The 19734-nt window shown below is 42.9% G+C and carries 14 protein-coding genes and 1 riboswitch; of the genes, 12 read left to right on the top strand and 2 right to left on the bottom strand.

Features of this window, described 5'->3' with window-relative positions:
- Positions 1-304 precede the first annotated feature (304 nt).
- A complete protein-coding gene (locus HMPREF9007_RS27600; protein ID WP_259012142.1) occupies positions 305-1462 on the top strand; it encodes a BT4734/BF3469 family protein in 1158 nt (385 codons plus the stop codon).
- Positions 1432-2550 (top strand): DUF3987 domain-containing protein, encoded by a 1119-nt coding sequence (locus tag HMPREF9007_RS27595; protein WP_277754646.1) that lies wholly within the window; start codon positions 1432-1434, stop codon positions 2548-2550. Before HMPREF9007_RS27600 ends, HMPREF9007_RS27595 begins: the two co-directional genes overlap by 31 nt.
- Positions 2551-2875: 325 nt before the next feature.
- On the opposite strand, the gene HMPREF9007_RS15785 is transcribed toward HMPREF9007_RS27595, so the two are convergent.
- Positions 2876-3112 carry a DUF4248 domain-containing protein gene (locus tag HMPREF9007_RS15785; protein WP_008761123.1) on the bottom strand — a complete coding sequence of 79 codons (237 nt, stop codon included), beginning with the start codon at positions 3110-3112 and terminating at the stop codon, positions 2876-2878.
- A 225-nt stretch (positions 3113-3337) separates the two neighbouring features.
- Between HMPREF9007_RS15785 and HMPREF9007_RS15790 the strand changes: the two genes are divergently transcribed.
- From HMPREF9007_RS15790 to HMPREF9007_RS15820, 7 genes are all read left to right on the top strand, one after another.
- Positions 3338-4420 carry a PDDEXK nuclease domain-containing protein gene (locus HMPREF9007_RS15790; protein ID WP_008761122.1) on the top strand — a complete coding sequence of 361 codons (1083 nt, stop codon included), beginning with the start codon at positions 3338-3340 and terminating at the stop codon, positions 4418-4420.
- Positions 4421-4721: 301 nt separating this feature from the next.
- A complete protein-coding gene (locus tag HMPREF9007_RS15795; RefSeq protein ID WP_008761121.1) occupies positions 4722-5207 on the top strand; it encodes an HU family DNA-binding protein in 486 nt (161 codons plus the stop codon).
- 39 nt (positions 5208-5246) lie between these two features.
- Positions 5247-5699: an N-acetylmuramoyl-L-alanine amidase gene (locus HMPREF9007_RS15800; RefSeq protein ID WP_008761120.1), complete on the top strand. Its 453-nt coding sequence runs from the start codon at positions 5247-5249 to the stop codon at positions 5697-5699.
- Between the two features lie 42 nt (positions 5700-5741).
- Positions 5742-5837 (top strand): smalltalk protein, encoded by a 96-nt coding sequence (locus HMPREF9007_RS27095; protein ID WP_008766360.1) that lies wholly within the window; start codon positions 5742-5744, stop codon positions 5835-5837.
- Between the two features lie 115 nt (positions 5838-5952).
- Positions 5953-8928, top strand: coding sequence for a hypothetical protein (locus HMPREF9007_RS15805; RefSeq protein ID WP_032850331.1), 2976 nt, complete (start codon positions 5953-5955; stop codon positions 8926-8928).
- 14 nt (positions 8929-8942) lie between these two features.
- Positions 8943-12155: an RHS repeat-associated core domain-containing protein gene (locus tag HMPREF9007_RS15810; RefSeq protein WP_032850292.1), complete on the top strand. Its 3213-nt coding sequence runs from the start codon at positions 8943-8945 to the stop codon at positions 12153-12155.
- 522 nt (positions 12156-12677) lie between these two features.
- Positions 12678-13109 (top strand): hypothetical protein, encoded by a 432-nt coding sequence (locus tag HMPREF9007_RS15820; protein ID WP_008761116.1) that lies wholly within the window; start codon positions 12678-12680, stop codon positions 13107-13109.
- A gap of 713 nt (positions 13110-13822) precedes the next feature.
- Here HMPREF9007_RS15820 and HMPREF9007_RS15830 read toward each other — a convergent pair.
- Positions 13823-14227 carry a hypothetical protein gene (locus HMPREF9007_RS15830; RefSeq protein ID WP_008761114.1) on the bottom strand — a complete coding sequence of 135 codons (405 nt, stop codon included), beginning with the start codon at positions 14225-14227 and terminating at the stop codon, positions 13823-13825.
- A 240-nt stretch (positions 14228-14467) separates the two neighbouring features.
- Positions 14468-14653, top strand: a riboswitch (cobalamin riboswitch).
- Between the two features lie 27 nt (positions 14654-14680).
- Between HMPREF9007_RS15830 and HMPREF9007_RS15835 the strand changes: the two genes are divergently transcribed.
- The 3 genes from HMPREF9007_RS15835 (at position 14681) to HMPREF9007_RS15845 (ending at position 19365) form a co-directional block, all read left to right on the top strand.
- Positions 14681-17074 carry an anaerobic ribonucleoside triphosphate reductase gene (locus tag HMPREF9007_RS15835; protein WP_008761113.1) on the top strand — a complete coding sequence of 798 codons (2394 nt, stop codon included), beginning with the start codon at positions 14681-14683 and terminating at the stop codon, positions 17072-17074.
- Positions 17075-17269: 195 nt separating this feature from the next.
- A complete protein-coding gene (nrdG, locus tag HMPREF9007_RS15840; protein ID WP_008761112.1) occupies positions 17270-17764 on the top strand; it encodes an anaerobic ribonucleoside-triphosphate reductase activating protein in 495 nt (164 codons plus the stop codon).
- 188 nt (positions 17765-17952) lie between these two features.
- Complete coding sequence (locus tag HMPREF9007_RS15845) at positions 17953-19365, top strand: MFS transporter (protein ID WP_008761111.1); 1413 nt, start codon at positions 17953-17955, stop codon at positions 19363-19365.
- Positions 19366-19734: the final 369 nt, after the last annotated feature.

Below are 19734 nucleotides of genomic sequence, written 5' to 3'. Positions count from 1 at the left end.
GCAGCCGACTTAAGGAACCGACTATTCTGCACTCAATAAAATAGTGAAAGCACTATTCTCCCTTCTTTATCTCATACTATCATTTATCAATAAAAACAAAAAAACATAGTATGGAAAAGCAAAGCTTACCACAAACCGAAAATTTACAATTTCAATTTTCTTTTTTAGAAATACTTGGAGCAAAGAGTCTACCATAATCACCCTGTACAACCTTTATCTGCAAACCATCGGCACACTTTGGAAAGCACAGACCGAATGCTACCGCAAACTACAAGACCGTCCCGACCGCAGCAATGAAGCCAAAATGGTAAAAGACGCCATGCCTGTCGTCATCATCGAGGGCATCTGCCGCCCGCATTGCAGCCATGCCGCAGCCAATCTGGAAAAGATGAGCCGACTAGCCATGTACGACCTCGACCACCTGAACGAACGGACATCTGCCGTCAAAGCCCTTTTCCGTGCTCTCCCCTACGTGGCCTACACGCAGACCAGTATCTCCGACAGAGGCCTCAAAGTCGTCGTATTTCTCGATGCCCGCACCCCGGAAGAGTATCCTCTCGCCTACGCCATCTGCCAGCAGACACTGGAACGCATCGCCGGGCATCCGTGCGACGAACAATGCGCCCGCATCACCCAGCCCTGTTCTTGCGTATGGGATGCCGACGCCTACTACAATCCCACTCCCGAACCTTATCCGTGGAGGGAAGAACTCGACACCGACCCTTCGTTAACCAACCTGATCAAGGATAAAAGAAACCTTCCAGGCAGCAACGGCACCCCTTATACCACCAGTAACGGCTCCTCCTCCCCCTTCCCTCCCGCTACCGAAGCCTGCGGATACATCGAAACCTTCGCCCGTAACTTCACCCATTACCACCCCTGGCAGAAAGGCAACCGCCACGAGTCTATGCTAGCAATGGGAAGAAGCGCACGACGTAAGGGATTTTCAAAAGAAGACCTTGAAAAATTAACATCTGTTATGTCAGTAGAGATCGTGAGAAACGGCTACACGCTGCAAGAACTCAGAAAAGACTTATCAGCTGGATATCAATACGTTGATCTATCTTATGCACCCCAAGAGACCCACAATTCACTGCCAACACTGACAACTGACACCTTTAGGCCTGTTTCTGTGGGAAATGAATCGGGGAAAGAAGAAGAGTTGTCCATAAAAAATGAAGAATTACGAGGATCTACTCCCTGCATTCCTAACCAAGTATACGACCATCTTCCCGACTTTCTGAAAAGAGCCATGAAACCGGCACGCAGCAAACGCGAACGCGATATACTGCTTCTAGGACTGATCGCCAACCTGAGCGGATGTTTGCCACAAGTCCGCATCAGTTTCGACCAGCGTCCTTACAGTCCGCAGCTCTACACCCTGATCATTGCTCCCCCGCCACCGGTAAAGGACTTCTCACACTGGCAAACATGCTCCCACGAGAAATCGAGAATTATCTGAAAGGAGAAAACAAACGGAAAAAGGATGCCTACGACCGTGAACTCACGGAATGGGAACGAACCAACCAACAAATCAAAAAAGGGACGAAATCTACAGCAGCCTCCCCTGCTCCCATGCCCGAACCACCGGAATATTACCACCTCTGCGGTGCCCCCAGCACTTCCAGAAACCAAATTATCCGCCGGCTGAAAATCAACGGAGACCTCGGACTCATTATCTGTGCTACCGAATTGGACATGATCTCCGGCGCCATCAAGCAGGATTACGGCAAGCACGACGATGTGTTCCGTGCCGCCTACCATCATGAACCGGTAGCCACGGACTATAAGGTAGACGGCGAACTCATCTGCGCAGAAGTACCGCGCCTGGCACTCTGCCTGTCCGGCACCCCCAGCCAACTGGCCAACTTTATCCGCTCTTTGGAAAACGGACTTTACTGCCGTTTCGGTATCTACACCTGCGGAGCACGATGGAAATACCGTTCGGCGGCCCCCATCAAAGGACAGGAAGATTATATCACACTCTACAAGGGATTCGGCAAGGAAGTATTGGAGATGTACTTCTTCTTCCAACAATCTCCTACGGAAGTCACGCTGAGCGACAGACAATGGGAGGAACATACCGCCTACTTCGACTGTCTGCTCAACGAAGTGGCCAGCGAACAAGCGGACGCGCCGGGCTCTATCGTACTCCGTGGCGCACTGATGGTGGCACGCATAGCTTCCATCTTCACCGCCCTGCGCAAGTATGAAGGTGCCATGCAGATGAAGGAATACATCTGTACAGACGAGGATTTTCATGCCTCCATGCAGATCGTACAAACCATCCTCAACCACAGCCTGCTGGTCGCCTCCTCACTGCCGGGAGAGAAAATGAAACCTCAGCCTATGCAGTCATACTTCCGAATCCGGTCGGTCGTAGAGAGCTTACCTAAGATTTTTACTTACAAACAGATTAAAGAGAAAGCACTGACAGAAGGTATCAGCGAACGAAGTACCTGTAGATATCTAAAAAGCCTCATCGAGCTAAAATACATTGAGAAACAAACAGATAAATATATCAGAATAAAAGAATTCACTGACAAATAAGCGCTAAGTGGCAGTTGGCAGTGGCAGTAACGGAAAACGCCCGATAAATTGGTATAGAAAACGTACATCGAAGTAACGACAGAGTTCAGAAACGTACCGGAAACAAGTACAAGAAAGAAGCAAAGGTTGTACAAGAACCGAGAAGTACAAGTACTTGAATCAGGGAAAAGAAGTACTGAAACTGCCTCCATCAAGTACTGGAAAGAAGAAAGACATATACATGAAGAGAGAAAGAGAAGTACAACAATCTGCTGAATGATATACTGGAAACCGGAAGTAGACGTATGAACAGCAGCAGAGATAAAGAACTTCATTCTCTCTTTTTTCAAGGCTCGCCCAAATGACGGACAATCTGTTCCACCTCCTGACGCAGGAAACGATGCCGCCGCACATTATATCCGATGCCGCCCAACGCCTGCATCAACGGCTGGCATTGCTTGATCCATCTCATCAGTGTTTTAAGAGCTGACTCTGCCGAACGTCCCGGACAATAAAGCAGAGCCAGCTCTACTTTGTCATAGGCTCTCATTTCAAACTTTTTCTCTTCAATTAATTCTTTCATAATCTCATTTTATTAGCATTTTATAATGGTATAAAGGTACTAATAAAAGTTCGTTTTGTAAAATAATAAGCAGATTTTATTGGGATGAATACAGACTTTTCCGGATAAAAAAGGATATCGGCGGACACCTGCGGACAAATACAGACAAGCAAAGAAAATAATTAGAACAGGGGGAGCGATTAACCAATAATAAGTAGTATCTTTAGCGGAACAAACGAAATCAAAATGGAAAATCAAAACCATGCATTCAACTATGCATATCTACTCAAACAAGTAAAAGCAAGAGTACTACTAGCACAAAAAAAGGCGATTTACACAGCCAATGAAGAAATGCTTTCAATGTATTGGGATATTGGCAAACTACTGTCCGAGAGTCAAAAACAAATAGGTTGGGGAAACAATGCCCTGGAGAAGCTCGCCAATGACTTGAAGAATGATTATCCGGAGATGAAAGGATTCTCTGTCAGGAACTGCCAGTTCATGATACAGTTCTATAATGAATATAATCAGCAACTTACAAATACGAAACGGGCCGTTTCGTATTTGAACAATAATGAAATAGTCCTACCTGTCAGCAAATTAGGTTGGTCACATAATATAACCTTAATGCAACGCACTAAAGACATAAAAGCCCGCTACTGGTACATGATCCAATGCCTGAAAAACGGTTGGAGCCGGGATTTCCTTATCGAGGCAATCAAGCAAGACTATTACCATTCTCACGGAGCATTGGCTAGTAACTTCGACACCACTCTTCCCGAAATACAAGCCAAGCAAGTAAAAGAGACATTAAAAGACCCCTATATTTTTGATATGCTTACGTTCACCGAAGAGTACGACGAAAGAGATATTGAACTGGGCCTTATAAAACATATCGAGAAGTTTCTCGTCGAAATGGGTGCGGGCTTCGCCTTTATGGGCAGGCAATACCATATCGAAGTATCAGAAAAAGATTTCTACATCGACATTCTTATGTACAATGCCTTCATGCATAGATATCTGGTCGTAGAGCTTAAGAGAGGAGAATTTCAACCCGAATATATCGGCAAACTCAATTTCTATTGCTCGGCTGTAGACGATATCCTTTGCCGGGAGGGAGACAATCCGACCATCGGACTGCTACTCTGTCAAAACAAAGACCAGATTATGGCGGAATATGCCTTACGGGATGTACATAAACCTATAGGAATCTCCGATTATGAACTTGGTCAAGCCCTGCCGAAAGATATCAAATCCAGACTTCCCAGTATCGAAGAGTTGGAAAACAAACTTAGCCGGGACCTACAAGACATAGACAATAAAGAATAAGACATAGCATAACATAGTCCTAAACCCCAATCAGGAACGAATCGTTCCATTCCCTGATGTGAACTGAACAGTATTATTCAGCTCGCATCAGGGAATTTCTTTTTAATCCCGGCCTCAAACCACCACAAGAACAGACATCCGCAGACATTTCCAGATAAAAAAAGACATCTGCGGACACCTGCGGACAAATACAGACATCGCCCATCCCCACTACCGTACTTTTGTCATGTCACAAGCAAGGAACCACCTGTGACGCAACACTTTATTATCATTTATTCAAGAACTTAAAACCAGTAAAGAAATGGCAAAAGTATTTTCATTCACCAGCGTGCTCCGCAAGAACATGATGGAAAAAGACAAACCGGACCTATATTACGCTCTCGCTAAATCGAGCGGAGAGATCGATATAGATGAAATGGCGGAACGCATCCAGCGTTCGAGTACCGTAAACTGGGCAGACGTAGTGTGTGTGCTGCGTGCCCTGCAGACAGAAATGATCGACAGTTTCAAGAAAGGAGAGATCGTCCGTCTGGGGAATATCGGTTCGTTTTATGTCACTTTGCGCAGCAACGGCGTACTCGTCCAGAAGGATGTGAAAGAAGGATTGATCAAAGGTGCCCGTGTCCGCTTCCGCCCCGGAAAGGAGATTAAAGACGCACTGAAAACGCTGGACTTCAGCAAGTACAAACCGGAAAGCAGCGAAGGAGACAAGACCGATCCGGAAACCCCCAAACCCAAACCGGATCCCGATGACGGTGACGAAGAAGCTCCGGACCCAACCGTATAAGGCAATCATAAACCGGGGATTTACCAAATCTGACGAATCATGAGAAAGATCGATTTAATCGTGATCCACTGTTCCGCAACACGGGCGGACCGGACACTGACAGCCTTTGACCTGGAGACGCTGCACCGACGACGGGGATTCAACGGAACAGGTTATCACTACTATATCCGCAAAGACGGGACAACACTCCTCACCCGTCCCATCGAACGCATCGGGGCACATGTGAAAGGATTCAATGCATCGAGTATCGGAATCTGCTATGAAGGCGGTCTGGACTGCCGGGGACGCCCGGCAGATACACGGACACCGGAACAGAAAGCTTCGCTCCGGCTGCTGGTGTATCAATTGAAACAACGCTTCCCCGGCTGCCGGGTGTGCGGACACCGGGATCTCAGTCCGGACCTGAACGGAGACGGGGAGATCGAACCTGAAGAGTGGATCAAAGCATGTCCTTGCTTTGAGGTAAAAAGAGAGTTTTCGGGAAGTAACTAACCATTTAAAAGTATTCGGAAAGGAGGTGTGTAAATTATGGCAATGAAGAAATCCCTTTGGGATATGATTCTGAAGGTAGTCATCGCGGTGGCTTCGGCAGTAGCAGGCGTATTGGGCGCTAATGCGATGAGTCTGTAAGAAATTATCACAGGTGGCGCTATAAAAGATAATCATTCAGTAGAGTGAAATTATACAAACTTGTGTCACCTGTGATTTTCCATTAAAAAATAATCTAATAAATAATATGTTGTATATGAAAAGATTTTATTTTATTTTTCTATTGATAGGTTTGTTGGGAGGTACCGTTCAGGCTCAAATACCCCAAGCACCTCAATCATTACCAAGTCCCAATGTAGCCAATCTCGGACTTTATGGTGAAATTCCGGTTTCCTGTTTTACTGGTATTCCCGATGTGTCTATCCCCTTATATGAAGTAACAGTCGGAGACTTTCATGTGCCATTCTCTCTTAGTTATCATGCTGCCGGCATTCGTCCGGATCAACATCCCGGATGGACCGGAGTTGGATGGAATCTGAATGCCGGAGGTGTTATTTCAAGAATCGTAAAAGGATTTCCAGATGAACTTAATGTAAAAAATTACCCCGGACTTGAAGAAAAAGGATACTACTTTCATTCCGGCATTTTGGACACCCCTACATGGAACACTTCGGATTACCTTGAAACAACGATAGAACGCTTTGGGGATTTTGACATCGAACCGGATGAATTTAACTTCAGTTTCTTGAATTACCAAGGGAAATTTATGATGAATAGTGACAAAACATGGATGGTACAATGCGACAAACCTATCAAAGTGGACTTCAGCGGAACCTGGATGAAAGTCCCATTTAACTACGCTTATACCGCTTTCGAATATTCCGGCTATTCTCCTTCTTTTGACGGTTTTACTTTAACCGCTGAAGATGGCACTCAATATGTTTTTGGCAAAGAACAGAATGCAATTGAATATTCTATCAGTTTTTTCAACCAATCGACTGACTTTTGGACTGCTACTGCTTGGCATCTGACAAAGATCCTTCTGGCTAATGGACAGGAAATTACTTATTCGTATACACGTGGAGATTTTATTAACCAAATGGATATCTCCTTGAACGATGATTTAGGGTCATATACTTATGGTGGCGGTTTTCTCTCTCCAGAATGTGAATCTTCAAGCCATTCCTCAATTGGCGCAAGTTACGAAGGAAGCCTGATATCTCCAGTTTATCTTGATCATATCTCCTTCCCAGAATGTGATGTAACATTTAGTCGTTATGAAACTACCGAACTTAGATATCCACGGGATATTTACGAATTTAAGTATGGTATATGGCAGAGAAATCCCCACTACCGTTTTGTCAACTTCCTTGCAGATAATCCGATTGACGACAATTATCCGGCATGTCTGAATAAACTAAAATGGTATAAACTCAACAATCTGGAGATTAAGGATAAAAAAGGGAAATGGATCAGAGATTTTAACTTCACATATACAAACGATCCATCCCAACGACTGATGTTAAAGTCTATATCAGAATTTGTATGGGGAATAAAAGGAAGAAACTACGAGATGAAGTATAACTCTCCAGAACTGTTACCTGTATATCTAGCTGGCAAAGTCGATCATTGGGGATTCTTTAACAACCGTCTGATGACTGAAAATTACGAAACCCATTATGCCTCACGCGAGCCAAACGACCAAGTGCTGACTTATGGAGTACTGGACAAATTGTACTATCCCACCGGAGGGTATACACGTTTCGAATTTGAGTCCCATAAATATTGCAAGCAAGTAAAAGTGAACCGCTGGGAAGGATGCGACGAATCATTAACCTCTAAAACAGCAGGAGGATTAAGAATTAAAAAGATAATAAACAGCGTCACTGGTGAAGAAGCAGATGAAAAACTGGATAAAGAATATTTTTATGTAAGTGATTATATGACCAGAAAAGATAAGGCGAATGTATCAAGCGGTGTTTTGGGCGGACAGTTTAAATATTATTTTGATGATTATCATGTACGTGGAAAATCAGATAAAAACCTGAAGCGTATTATCAAAAGATTCAGCAGCCAATCTGTACTACCAGCTTGTATCAACTCCTCCGGTTGTCATATTGGATATAGTGAAGTTATTGAGAAAAGAATAGACGGCTCATTCACACGTTACCAATATACCAACTTTGATAACGGACATCTTGACGATGCCCCCAACGCCCTAATCTATCCAAACCGTCTTCCTTACCAACCTTATGCCTCCAGAGAAATAGAGCGAGGATGCCTTTTACACAAAACGGAGTACTCGGCAGATAATACAATAAAATCTGAGATACAAATGACTTATGAGCGCTCTCCAGAACAATATGTCAAGTCTATGAAAGTATCAACTGCTCGATTTTGTCCGAGTTCGGTCGTTTATTATATAGATGGTTGCGCATACAAAGAGTATTTATACAATTACCGGACGAAAAATCTGGTGGAAACAAACCATGATAACCCTTTAGCTCCGGTAAATATACAAACTGACTATGAATATGATCAGTATGGCTTGATAAAAGAAACGAAGACCACCGTCAACGGAGGTATACAGAAGCTGGTACACAAAAGACCTTACGATTTCACATCAAAGGTCTGCACAGAAATGGTGAATAATCATGTTCTCTCGCCTGTCGTTCAAGAATTGAAATACTTCATTCCCGAAGGTAAATCTCCCCAGAAACTCCGAGAAATAAATTATGAATATACAAAGATGGGAGGTACATCGTCCATCACTATTTTCCCTTGCACTGCTATATGGCAAAGAGTAGGTGACGGACCTCTGAAGGAAACTTATCATTGCATGGACTATGATGGCTACAAACATCCTTTGTACGTAATAAGAGGAGGTGAAAAAACAGTCTACCTCTGGGGATATAATTATCAGCATCTGGTGGCGGAAATAAAAGGGGTAACCCTTCAGGAAGTTGAAACAGCTATAGGAGATTTACTTTCATTTATGCAAGCAGAAACTCCGGACTTTTCCAAACTTACTTTGCTGAGAACTTCGTTGCCTCAAGCACAAATAACTTCATACACTTATCAGCCTATGGTAGGAACTACTTCTATGACTAATCCGCGTGGAATATCTGTTTATTACGAATACGATTTGCTACAACGACTTAAGAATCAAAAAGATAACAACCAAAAAGTTGAAAAGAAATATGATTATCAATATTCATTAGATCTTCAATAATTAAAATTAAAAATATGAGAAAACATATTATATTTCTATTGTCCATGTTCAGTGCTACCCTAGCCTGCGGACATACGGCTAATACTAATGTAAAACTATCAAAAGCCGTAAATGACACATTACCTTCTGTTCCACAGAATACGAATTACGTTTTTACCCGTACAATGCTCAGCGAAGACGGTGGAAAATATTTTGATGAAATTCAATTTTACGATGGACTAGGGCGCGAATCCGAGCGAACACTATCCGATGGGAACAACTTTTTGGGTGCCATTTACAAGCATTTCTTGCAAGAATACGATAGCCTGGGACGAGCAGAGAAAACATGGCTTCCAGCCACTTCCAAGCAAACCTTCTTGAAACCTAAAAGTTATAAACTACTTATCAATGGAGCTTATGACAGAAATGACAAAAGACCCTTTGCACAAACAATCTATGAGCCATCATCTACCCTGAACCGTACTTTCCGGCAATATAGTCCCGGTGACGCTTGGGCAGATCATCCCAAACAAACGGAATATCTGCCAAATACATCATCCGATTTGTTACGCTGCTCATTCTATTACATAAATGAATATAATTATCTAGATCGTCAGAATGATTATCCCACAGGAGACTTGAATGTCACGAAAACGGCAGATGAGGATGGAAAAACGACTTATACTTTTATCGATAAACAGGGGCATACTGTGCTTATCAGGCAGTTGAACGGAAGTGAAAAGGCAGATACCTATTCCGTTTATGACAGTATGGGCAGATTACGATTCGTACTTCCTCCGATGATAAATGACAATATATCGTTAAGCAATCTTGAATTATATGCCTATGAGTACAAGTATGACTCCTTTGGCCGTTGCATTTCAAAAAAACTTCCAGGTTGTTCCGCTGTCAGCTACGTTTACGATAAGTCTGACAGGATTATCTTATCTCAAGATGGAAACCAATCTTTGAAAAAAGAATGGACCTTCACATTTTACGATAACATAGGAAGAGAAACACTCAAAGGACTTTGCAATCTTACAGCCAAACCGTCACTGGAAAATGTAATAGTCAGAGCATATCGGACTTCTACTGAAAACGGAGGAGTACTTAAGTCGGGGTATGAAGTCGAAAACTTTCCTTATGCACTGTCTTCTTTATTGCAGGCAAACTATTATGATGACTATTATTTTACTTCGGATATTCAGTTAGCTTATGACCATAACAGCAAATATGACTTTCAATACATAAACGCAACTTACGGTAGTATTTCTGCTCGTGGATTACTGACAGGCACGAAAGTTAAAATTTTAGGCACCGATCTTTATCTATCAAGCGCTTTTTATTATGATGATAAAGGAAAAATCGTACAGAGCCGCTCGCAAAACCATAAAGGAGGATATGATGTCGAATATTATTCTTATACTTTTAGCGGAAAGCCTTCGGCCAAAATGTGCACATATCAAGTAAAAAACGGAAATCAGTATGTGGAAGAGTATGGCTATGTATATAACGAAGTGGATGATATTATTTCAATAAACCACAAATTCGGTGATGCCATCAATTCAAAGAAGTTGATTAGTTACCAATATGATACCGCTCGCCGCATACAATTCAAAGATGTGGGAATGAATGGAGTTATAACCAGATACATATATGATATCCACGACCAGATGACAGAGTCAACTTCTCCATTTTTCTCACAACAACTCTTTTATCATAATGGCACCGGCACACCATGCTATAATGGGAATATCAGTAGTATGACGTGGAAATCAGAAAGTGATGCCAACATGAGAGGCTATCGTTTTAAGTATGACGGATTAAACCGTTTGGTTCATGCAGAATATGGTGAAAAAGACGATATGAGTCTGAATCGGGGACGCTATGACGAAGGTATCACTTCTTATGACAAGAATGGGAATATCAGAGGATTACAACGTTTTGGACAGACAGATACAAATGCTTACGGACAAGTTGATGGCTTATCATTATCATATACCGGCAATCGTTTACTCTGCGTAACAGATAGCGCAACCAAGAATACTTATGGCAGCGGATTCGATTTCAAAAAAGGAGCTGAGCTAGCGACAGAGTACTTTTACGACACTAATGGTAATCTGACCAAAGATTTAAACAAGAAAATCACTGATATTCAATATAATTGTCTAAATTTGCCCCAAACAATAGAGTTCGTTGACGGAAGTACGGTCAGCTATCTGTATAGAGCCGACGGAAGAAAACTTCAGGTCACTCACAAGAACGAAAATTCTGTGAACGTTACAGACTATTGCGGCAATGCGGTCTATGAAAATGGAAGTCTCAAAAAGATTCTAACTGAAGGTGAAGGGTACATTTCTTTATCCGGTTCCACACCCGTCTACAATTATTACCTAAAAGATCATATGGGTAATATCCGTATTGTATACGATCAGAACCGTGAAGTAAAAGACGTGAATCATTATTATCCATTTGGAGGACTAATAGCTTCGTCTGCTAATTCCAACCAACCCTATAAGTATAATGGGAAGGAATTGGACAGAAAAAACGGACTGGATTGGTATGATTATGGAGCCAGACATTATGACGCAACGTTAGGAAGATGGCACGTAATGGATTCATCAAGTGAAAAGAATTATTCAAATACTCCTTATGGGTATTGCTTTAATAATCCAGTTACACATATAGACCCGGATGGCAAACAAGGAGTAGCAATCCCGACGCCCTATGGCCCTCTCCCGTTCTATTACCCTTTGGCAAATACTCAAAGCTATAACTTGCCTTCAGATCAGCAAATAATGAGACATACATCTAACAAGTTCGCGGAGTTGGGCCAAATGATTACTGATGCCCCCAAGATGTCTTATACCTTTGGCTCTCTTTTGTTTTATCAAGTAAAGAGCGCTGTTAGTCCTGAATACAATCATCAGAGGAAAAGAGACAGAAGAGCTAAAGAGGATTTAGACCAGCAACAAGCAAACATAGCAAACAGCATAGATACCAACGTATCGGGAATGATGCCTAATGGTGATCCGGCTCCTAAAAGGGATCCTAAAGATGGAGGAAAAAAGACAATAATAGGTCTAGGAGTGACAGGTACCGGGCTTTTAATTAGCGGGATTTTAGAAGTTTTCAATCCGAAACCAGGTCAAGATGCCGTTGAAGCTCATACAGATGTAGAAAAAGAACGTATACAAAAGAATGAACCCACTCTGTGGGAGAAAATATTCAGTAATATATTTTATTAATAAAACACAGAATTATGAAACTATTTTTCACTACGTTTTTTAGGAAAACATTTCTTTTAGCATGTTTTCTATCAATTTTTTATCATTGTTTCTATTTTGATATATATGATCTACCTTATTTGCTGGCTATCAAAATAGTACTGTTGATTATAGCTGCAATTGAGTTCGTAGGTATGATATTATATTTAAAAGATTCGCATACAAAAAAAAAGAAAAGAACCAATCAAGCATTATTCAAGTCCTATACTACAATACGACTATTATTTTACTATTCTTTTACAATATATATCTTTTTACCTAAAGGATATAGTTTACTTAATTTTTATATAGTACTCCTATTTGGCATATATTTAGGATATAGAATGGCTATTAAAAAGATTCAGCATTCAGATAAAAAGAAAGAGTAAATGATTTATATTCCCTGACATAATTAACCAGCTATGGCTAATCTATATCAGGGAATATTTACAACTTTCATTCTATTTTTACAGAAGCAAGAGCCAGCAAACAAGCAGTAAATTTATGAGAGATATTTTTACAACGATATTTAAGAAGATAACCATACTCAACAGCATTTTAATGATTATCTATTGTTTTTTTCATCCTGACTTAGGAGAATTTGAGTTTATGTTTATTATCATGATATTATTATTAATTTCATGGATAATATGGTTGATAGGTAAGATATTAAATTACTTTGAGAGGAATAAACATCCAAAGGGAAAGGAAGTAGAAACTAATGATATTATTCAAACAGCTTGTTTCAAGTTTCATCAAAACATTGATATGTTATATTATTACTGTGCAGCAGCATATATTATTTTCTTCGCTCGAAAATCCATATATATTGATTATTTAATGCTACTTTTACTAGGATTATTTCTTGGAAATCGAATAGCAATAAGAGCCAACTTATATATTTTAAATCGAGTTAGTAAAAAAGAAAAAAAATAAATAACTCTTATGCACTAGGATTTACCAGTCTCCTACCTTGATATGGGCAATTAGAACATAATTACCCCATATCAAGGTATATAAAATCACAAAAGAATGATGGAAATAATTTGTTTTAACGATTAATTTATAGTTATATGAGACATCTTTTTATAGCAATATATGAGAAACTTACTTCATGGTTTTGCGTCATAATAATTCCTTGCTTCATGTTTTCCTCTTTTTTTTATAAATATTACTACCTAAAGCATACTATTGTAATAGTACTCATGCTTTGGGGAGCAATTATTGCAATAGGTGGAATGATGAGTTATCTGTTTCCATATATAAAGACACCTAAACAGCCTCTGAAAGAAAAAGGAATGATCCGGACATTATATTTGAACTCCGAAATAATAATACCGCAAATTTATTGCTGGTATTTTGTAATATATATAACCTTCAGTTTAGAGTTTAAGTCTATATTATACAATTATCTGATGTTACTTTTAACAGGATTATTCCTTGGATATAAAACAACAATGAAAGTAAACAAATATACATTAGAAGAAGCCTATCAGAAAAAGCAGGAACATAAAAAACAGAAAAGGAATAAATAGAAGATAAACAAAGAAGAGCAGACTCAACAAACGCAAGGACTCACAATATATACGCATTTGCCGGCCTACTCTTCCTGTTACCTCCCGGACGTTCTCAATGAAACATCCGGAAGATTAAAACTCCCTTTTCAGGTTCCGAAGCAGCTCTTCTTTCCTCGCTTTATACTTCTTGGAAAGAGGATTGTACGAGTAAAGGTTGGTATGTTTCAAACGTATCTCGTCTGTCTGCTCCTTCCGGCGCTCTTCCCGCTCTTCCACATCATCCGGATCTTCGGACTTACGTCTTGTACCTCTCCTGCTAAACAATTGAAACTTGGATGTACCCCGAAGCTGACGAATCAGCATCTTGATAATCCGGACAATAATCTCCTGTTCCTGTTCGGAATAAGGCCTATCTACTGTCTCTGTATAGGAGAGATAATAAACTTTCAGCCCTTCTTCCAGCTCTTGCAAAAAATGCATCCGCTCAACTCTGGAAAACTTCTTTCTACCAGTATGCAAATCTTTTAAAATCTTCATTTAGTCTACTTTTTTTAAGTCCGATAAAAGCGTGAGTCCTTTAATAAGTACACTTATGGGACATGGGACACTTAAAAGAGAGTCCGACTATTTCAATATAACAGAGAAGAAAAACTAATATTTTCTACAAGAATCATTTCTTAAAAGTTTTCCAAAACGGAAAACTTTCTGTATCAGGCAGAAAGAAAAGTTTCCCGAAATTTAATGTTAAATCCTATCCAAGCTATCACAATATCCTTTATCTTTGTATCCGGTTTCGGAACTAAAAAGAGGTTTAGTCAATGAGGGAACGCTGTGCAAATCGGCGACAGTACCCGCTGCTGTAATTCTCTGTGAATCCGCACACTATGTCACTGCATCCAGATGTGGGAAGGCGCTGCGGGGGAGGGATAAGTCAGAAGACCTGCCGGAGTCAAATAAACATATTATTAATCACTTTCGGGAGTTAAAGTTATGAACTACGCGGAAATTTGTATCATCAAACGAGATGGTAAAAGAGAAGATTTCTCTATCAGTAAGATCAAGAATGCGATCGGTAAAGCATTCAGTGCGACAGGGATTCAGGACGAGCAGCAACTGATTGCTGACGTCACGATGAGTGTAATCAGTCAGTTCACTAACCCCACGATCACCGTGGAGGAAATTCAGGACTTAGTAGAAAAGGCATTGATGAAGGTACGCCCCGAAGTAGCCAAGAAGTACATCATCTACCGCGAATGGCGGAACACGGAGCGTGACAAGAAAACCCAGATGAAGCACGTGATGGACGGCATCGTCGCCATCGACAAGAACGACGTGAACCTGAGCAACGCCAACATGAGCAGCCACACGCCTGCCGGACAAATGATGACATTCGCATCGGAAGTCACCAAAGACTATACCTATAAATATCTGTTGCCGAAACGTTTTGCCGAAGCGCACCAGTTGGGCGATATCCATATTCACGACCTCGATTACTACCCGACAAAGACGACCACCTGCATCCAATATGACATGGACGATCTCTTTGAACGTGGCTTCCGCACCAAGAACGGCAGCATCCGCACACCGCAAAGCATCCAAAGTTATGCTACGCTTGCCACCATCATCTTCCAGACCAACCAGAACGAGCAGCACGGCGGACAGGCAATCCCCGCCTTCGACTTCTTCATGGCAAAAGGAGTGGCAAAGTCTTTCCGCAAACATCTGGCTTCGTTCATCAATTTCTACGTGGCGATGGAGAACGGAACACAGGCGGACGAGAAAGCAATCCGCACCTTAATCAAGGAACATCTGCCCTCTATCAAATCGACCGAAGCAGAACGCGAAACATTGCGCATCGCCCTGGTAGCCCTGCAAATCATTATTGACAAGGAACACCTGACACGCATCGCAGAGAAAGCGTACCAGCAGACAAAGAAGGATACACATCAGGCGATGGAAGGCTTTATCCACAACCTGAACACCATGCACTCCCGTGGAGGTAACCAAGTGGTATTCAGCTCCATCAACTACGGAACGGATACTTCCGCCGAAGGCCGCCTCGTGATCGAGGAACTGCTGAAAGCCACCATCGAAGGACTCGGAACACGTGGTGAAGTCCCCGTATTCCCGATCCAGATTTTCAAAGTAAAGGACGGAGTTTCTTACTCCGAAAAGGACTTCGAGAAAGCGATGAAGGCGGAAAACATCGAAGACGCCATGCGGGGAACTTACGAAGCTCCGAACTTCGACCTGCTGCTGAGAGCCTGTCAGACTACATCGAAAGCGCTTTTCCCGAACTTCATGTTCCTGGACACGCCTTTCAACAAGAACGAGAAATGGAAAGCAGACGATCCGAAACGGTATATCTACGAGTTGGCTACAATGGGATGCCGCACCCGTGTATTTGAGAATGTGGCAGGAGAAAAGTCATCTCTGGGACGCGGAAACCTTTCATTCACCACACTGAACATGCCGCGTCTCGCCATCGAAGCACGCATCAAGGCGGAAAATCTGATTGAGGGTGAACGCAACAAGGATGCCATCGAACAGAAAGCGAAAGAGATTTTCATGGAGTCAGTCCGCAATATGGCGACTCTTGTAGCCGATCAACTGTACGAGCGCTACCAGTATCAACGCACCGCACTGGCACGCCAGTTCCCCTTCATGATGGGAAATGACGTATGGAAAGGCGGCGGCGCACTGAATCCGAACGAGCAAGTGGGCGATGCGTTACGCAGCGGTACGCTGGGCATCGGCTTTATCGGCGGACACAATGCAATGGTGGCACTTTACGGAGAAGGCCACGGACACAGCCAGAAGGCATGGGACACGCTGTACGAAGCTGTAATGGAAATGAACAAAGTGGTAGACGAATATAAAGAGAAATATAACCTGAATTATTCCGTACTTGCCACACCTGCCGAAGGACTTTCGGGACGTTTCACCAAGATAGACCGACGGAAATACGGTAAGATCGACGGCGTGACGGACCGCGACTACTACGTCAATTCCTTCCATGTGGATGTGAAGGAACCGATCAGCATCACCGAGAAGATCAGGCGCGAAGCTCCTTTCCACGCCATCACCCGCGGTGGACACATCACGTATGTGGAACTGGACGGGGAAGCTCAGAAGAATGTACGTGCCATCGCGAAAATCGTGAAGGTCATGCACGACGAGGGCATCGGCTACGGCTCCATCAATCACCCGGTGGATACCTGTCACAACTGTGGATACAAAGGAGTAATCTTCGATAAATGTCCGGTATGCCAGAGCGAAAACATCTTACGCATGCGCCGTATCACCGGATACCTGACAGGTGACCTCAGCTCCTGGAACTCTGCCAAACGGGCGGAAGAAAAGGATCGCGTGAAGCACTTGTAGAAGTTGAAAGACACTCATTTATTTTTTACTGAAGTTTCGTAAGTTGTTTGGGGCTGACTAAAAAGAAAGAACTTTTTACAACCACCCCTTCTACAGATACTTGTAGAGGGGGTAAAAATCAACTTTTCGACCTTTTTAGTCAGCCCCAATCCATGCGGGATACAGCACATGCGAAACTTTAATTTTTATTTTAAGATGAACACTCTCAATTCTGCACTTTCAGCTCTCCACTTATTATCGACTTATCCCGAAACGATTGTTGACGGTGAAGGCATCCGGTATTCGATTTATCTTGCGGGATGTTCTCATCATTGCGTCGGCTGTCACAATCCGGAGAGCTGGAATCCGCGGGCGGGAGAACTGCTGACGGAGGAAAGGATTCAATCGATCATTCGGGAAATTAAAGCCAATCCATTGCTGGACGGGGTTACTTTTTCGGGAGGAGATCCGTTTTATAATCCGGAGGCTTTCCTGCTTTTTGTCAAAAGGGTAAAGAAGGAAACGGGGCTGAATATCTGGTGCTATACGGGATATACGTACGAAGAGATTCAGGCTAATCCGCGCTTGAAGGCTGTACTCGACTACATAGATGTGCTGGTGGACGGGCGTTTCGAACAGGCGCTCTTTTCACCTTATCTGGAATTTCGGGGAAGCAGCAATCAGAGGATATTGAGAATAGGTAATAAGTAATAGGTTATAGGTAATAATGGTGGGGGAGGTTTTGTATTAGTTTAGTGCGGGGGGAGCTACTACGAACTGTTGTGGGCGTGTCTCCTGCGCTAAAAAAACTTATATTTCAAAGAAGATTGAAACACGTACTTCTTTGTTTTGTTTACATTTACAAACAAAATAAGGTTCTACTAGAATAAGTTTTTTTTATGATACAAGCCAATAATACCACTTCTATAGATGAAACCGATGGACTGCCAATGCCGAGACGTATCTGGGCAGTGGTTTCCATCGGATTCGCACTTTGTATGTCGGTGCTCGACGTGAATATTATCAACATCGTACTCCCTACGCTTTCGCACGATTTCGGAACTTCGCCTGCTGTAACTACGTGGATTATAAATGGTTATCAGTTGGCTATCGTTGTTTCGCTGCTGTCTTTCTCTTCTTTGGGGGAGATTATCGGTTATCGGAAAGTGTTCCTGTCGGGCATTGGGCTGTTTTGCATCACTTCGCTGATCTGCGCCTTGTCCGATTCATTCTGGACGCTGACGATTGCACGTATCTTTCAGGGATTCAGTGCGTCGGCCATCACAAGTGTGAATACGGCGCAGCTGCGCTACGTATACCCGAAAAGCCAGATCGGGCGGGGAATGGGAATCAATGCGATGGTAGTGGCGATATCGGCGGCTGCCGGTCCGTCGGTGGCAAGCGGCATACTTTCGATAGCCAGCTGGCACTGGCTGTTTGCTATCAATGTACCGCTAGGGATTACGGCACTGCTACTGGGTATCAAGCATTTGCCGAGACAGGAAGAGCGGTCGAAGCGGAAGTTTGACTTCGTGAGTGCGATAGCCAATGCGGTCACGTTCGGGTTACTGATTTATACGCTGGACGGATTCGCGCATCATGAGGAGATGGATTTCCTTGTGCTGCAATTGATCATATTGGCCATCGTAGGAACGTTTTACGTACGGAGGCAACTGACTCAGACGACTCCGTTGCTGCCGCTGGACTTATTGCGGATACCGATTTTCCGGCTTTCGATTCTGACGTCTATCTGTTCGTTTATCGCTCAGATGGCGGCCATGGTGTCTCTCCCGTTTTTCCTTCAGAATACGTTGGGGCACAGCGAGGTCATGACAGGATTGTTACTGACTCCGTGGCCGTTGGCTACACTGGTGACGGCACCGTTGGCAGGTTATCTGGTGGAACGCATTCATCCGGGGATATTGGGGAGTATCGGGATGGCGTTGTTTGCCGTCGGACTTTTTTCACTTTCGGGGCTTACTGCCGAATCGTCCGATATCAGTATAATTCTTCGTCTGATGCTTTGTGGAGCCGGTTTCGGGTTGTTTCAGACGCCCAATAACAGTACGATTATCTCTTCCGCCCCAACGAAACGTTCGGGCGGTGCAAGTGGAATGCTAGGAATGGCACGTTTGCTGGGGCAGACGTTCGGTACTACGCTGGTAGCGTTACTTTTCAGTTTTGTCGTGCACAACCGGAGTACGGCGGTCTGCCTTATGGTCGGAAGTGGGTTTGCTGTTGTGGCGGCGATTGTCAGCAGTCTGCGGTTGTCGCAACCGTCTACGCTGAAAAGAGAAACGAATCGGTCATGACGAATAAAACTATCTGTCATCGGGAGCGAAAATCATAGGAGAAGAAACTAGGATCAATCCAGAAAACCGGTTGTTTCCGATTTGTTTCTTTCACGTATTGTTATGAGCTAAATGATAGTCGGTTCTATCTTCCATTCTCCTCCTTCGGGAAGGAGGAGAGTTAAGTTACTATTGTGTACTACTGTTTAGTTCATTCCTTTGCACTATCGAGCTAAAACCAGCTTTTCGGACTACCCCAAAGAATGTTAATGATTTAACATTCGTCTCCGGGCATCCAAAGAGCCAAAAGGAGAAAGGGCGTATCATCGTTGGCAGACTAAGGCATTTATCGTATATAGAAACGGCGCTTTAACGTAGTGTTAAAGCGCC

This window comes from Bacteroides sp. 1_1_14 (assembly GCF_000162515.1).
GTDB lineage: Bacteria > Bacteroidota > Bacteroidia > Bacteroidales > Bacteroidaceae > Bacteroides > Bacteroides thetaiotaomicron.
Note: the sequence above shows the minus strand (reverse complement) of the source record. Positions and strands in the feature narration are given on the sequence as shown.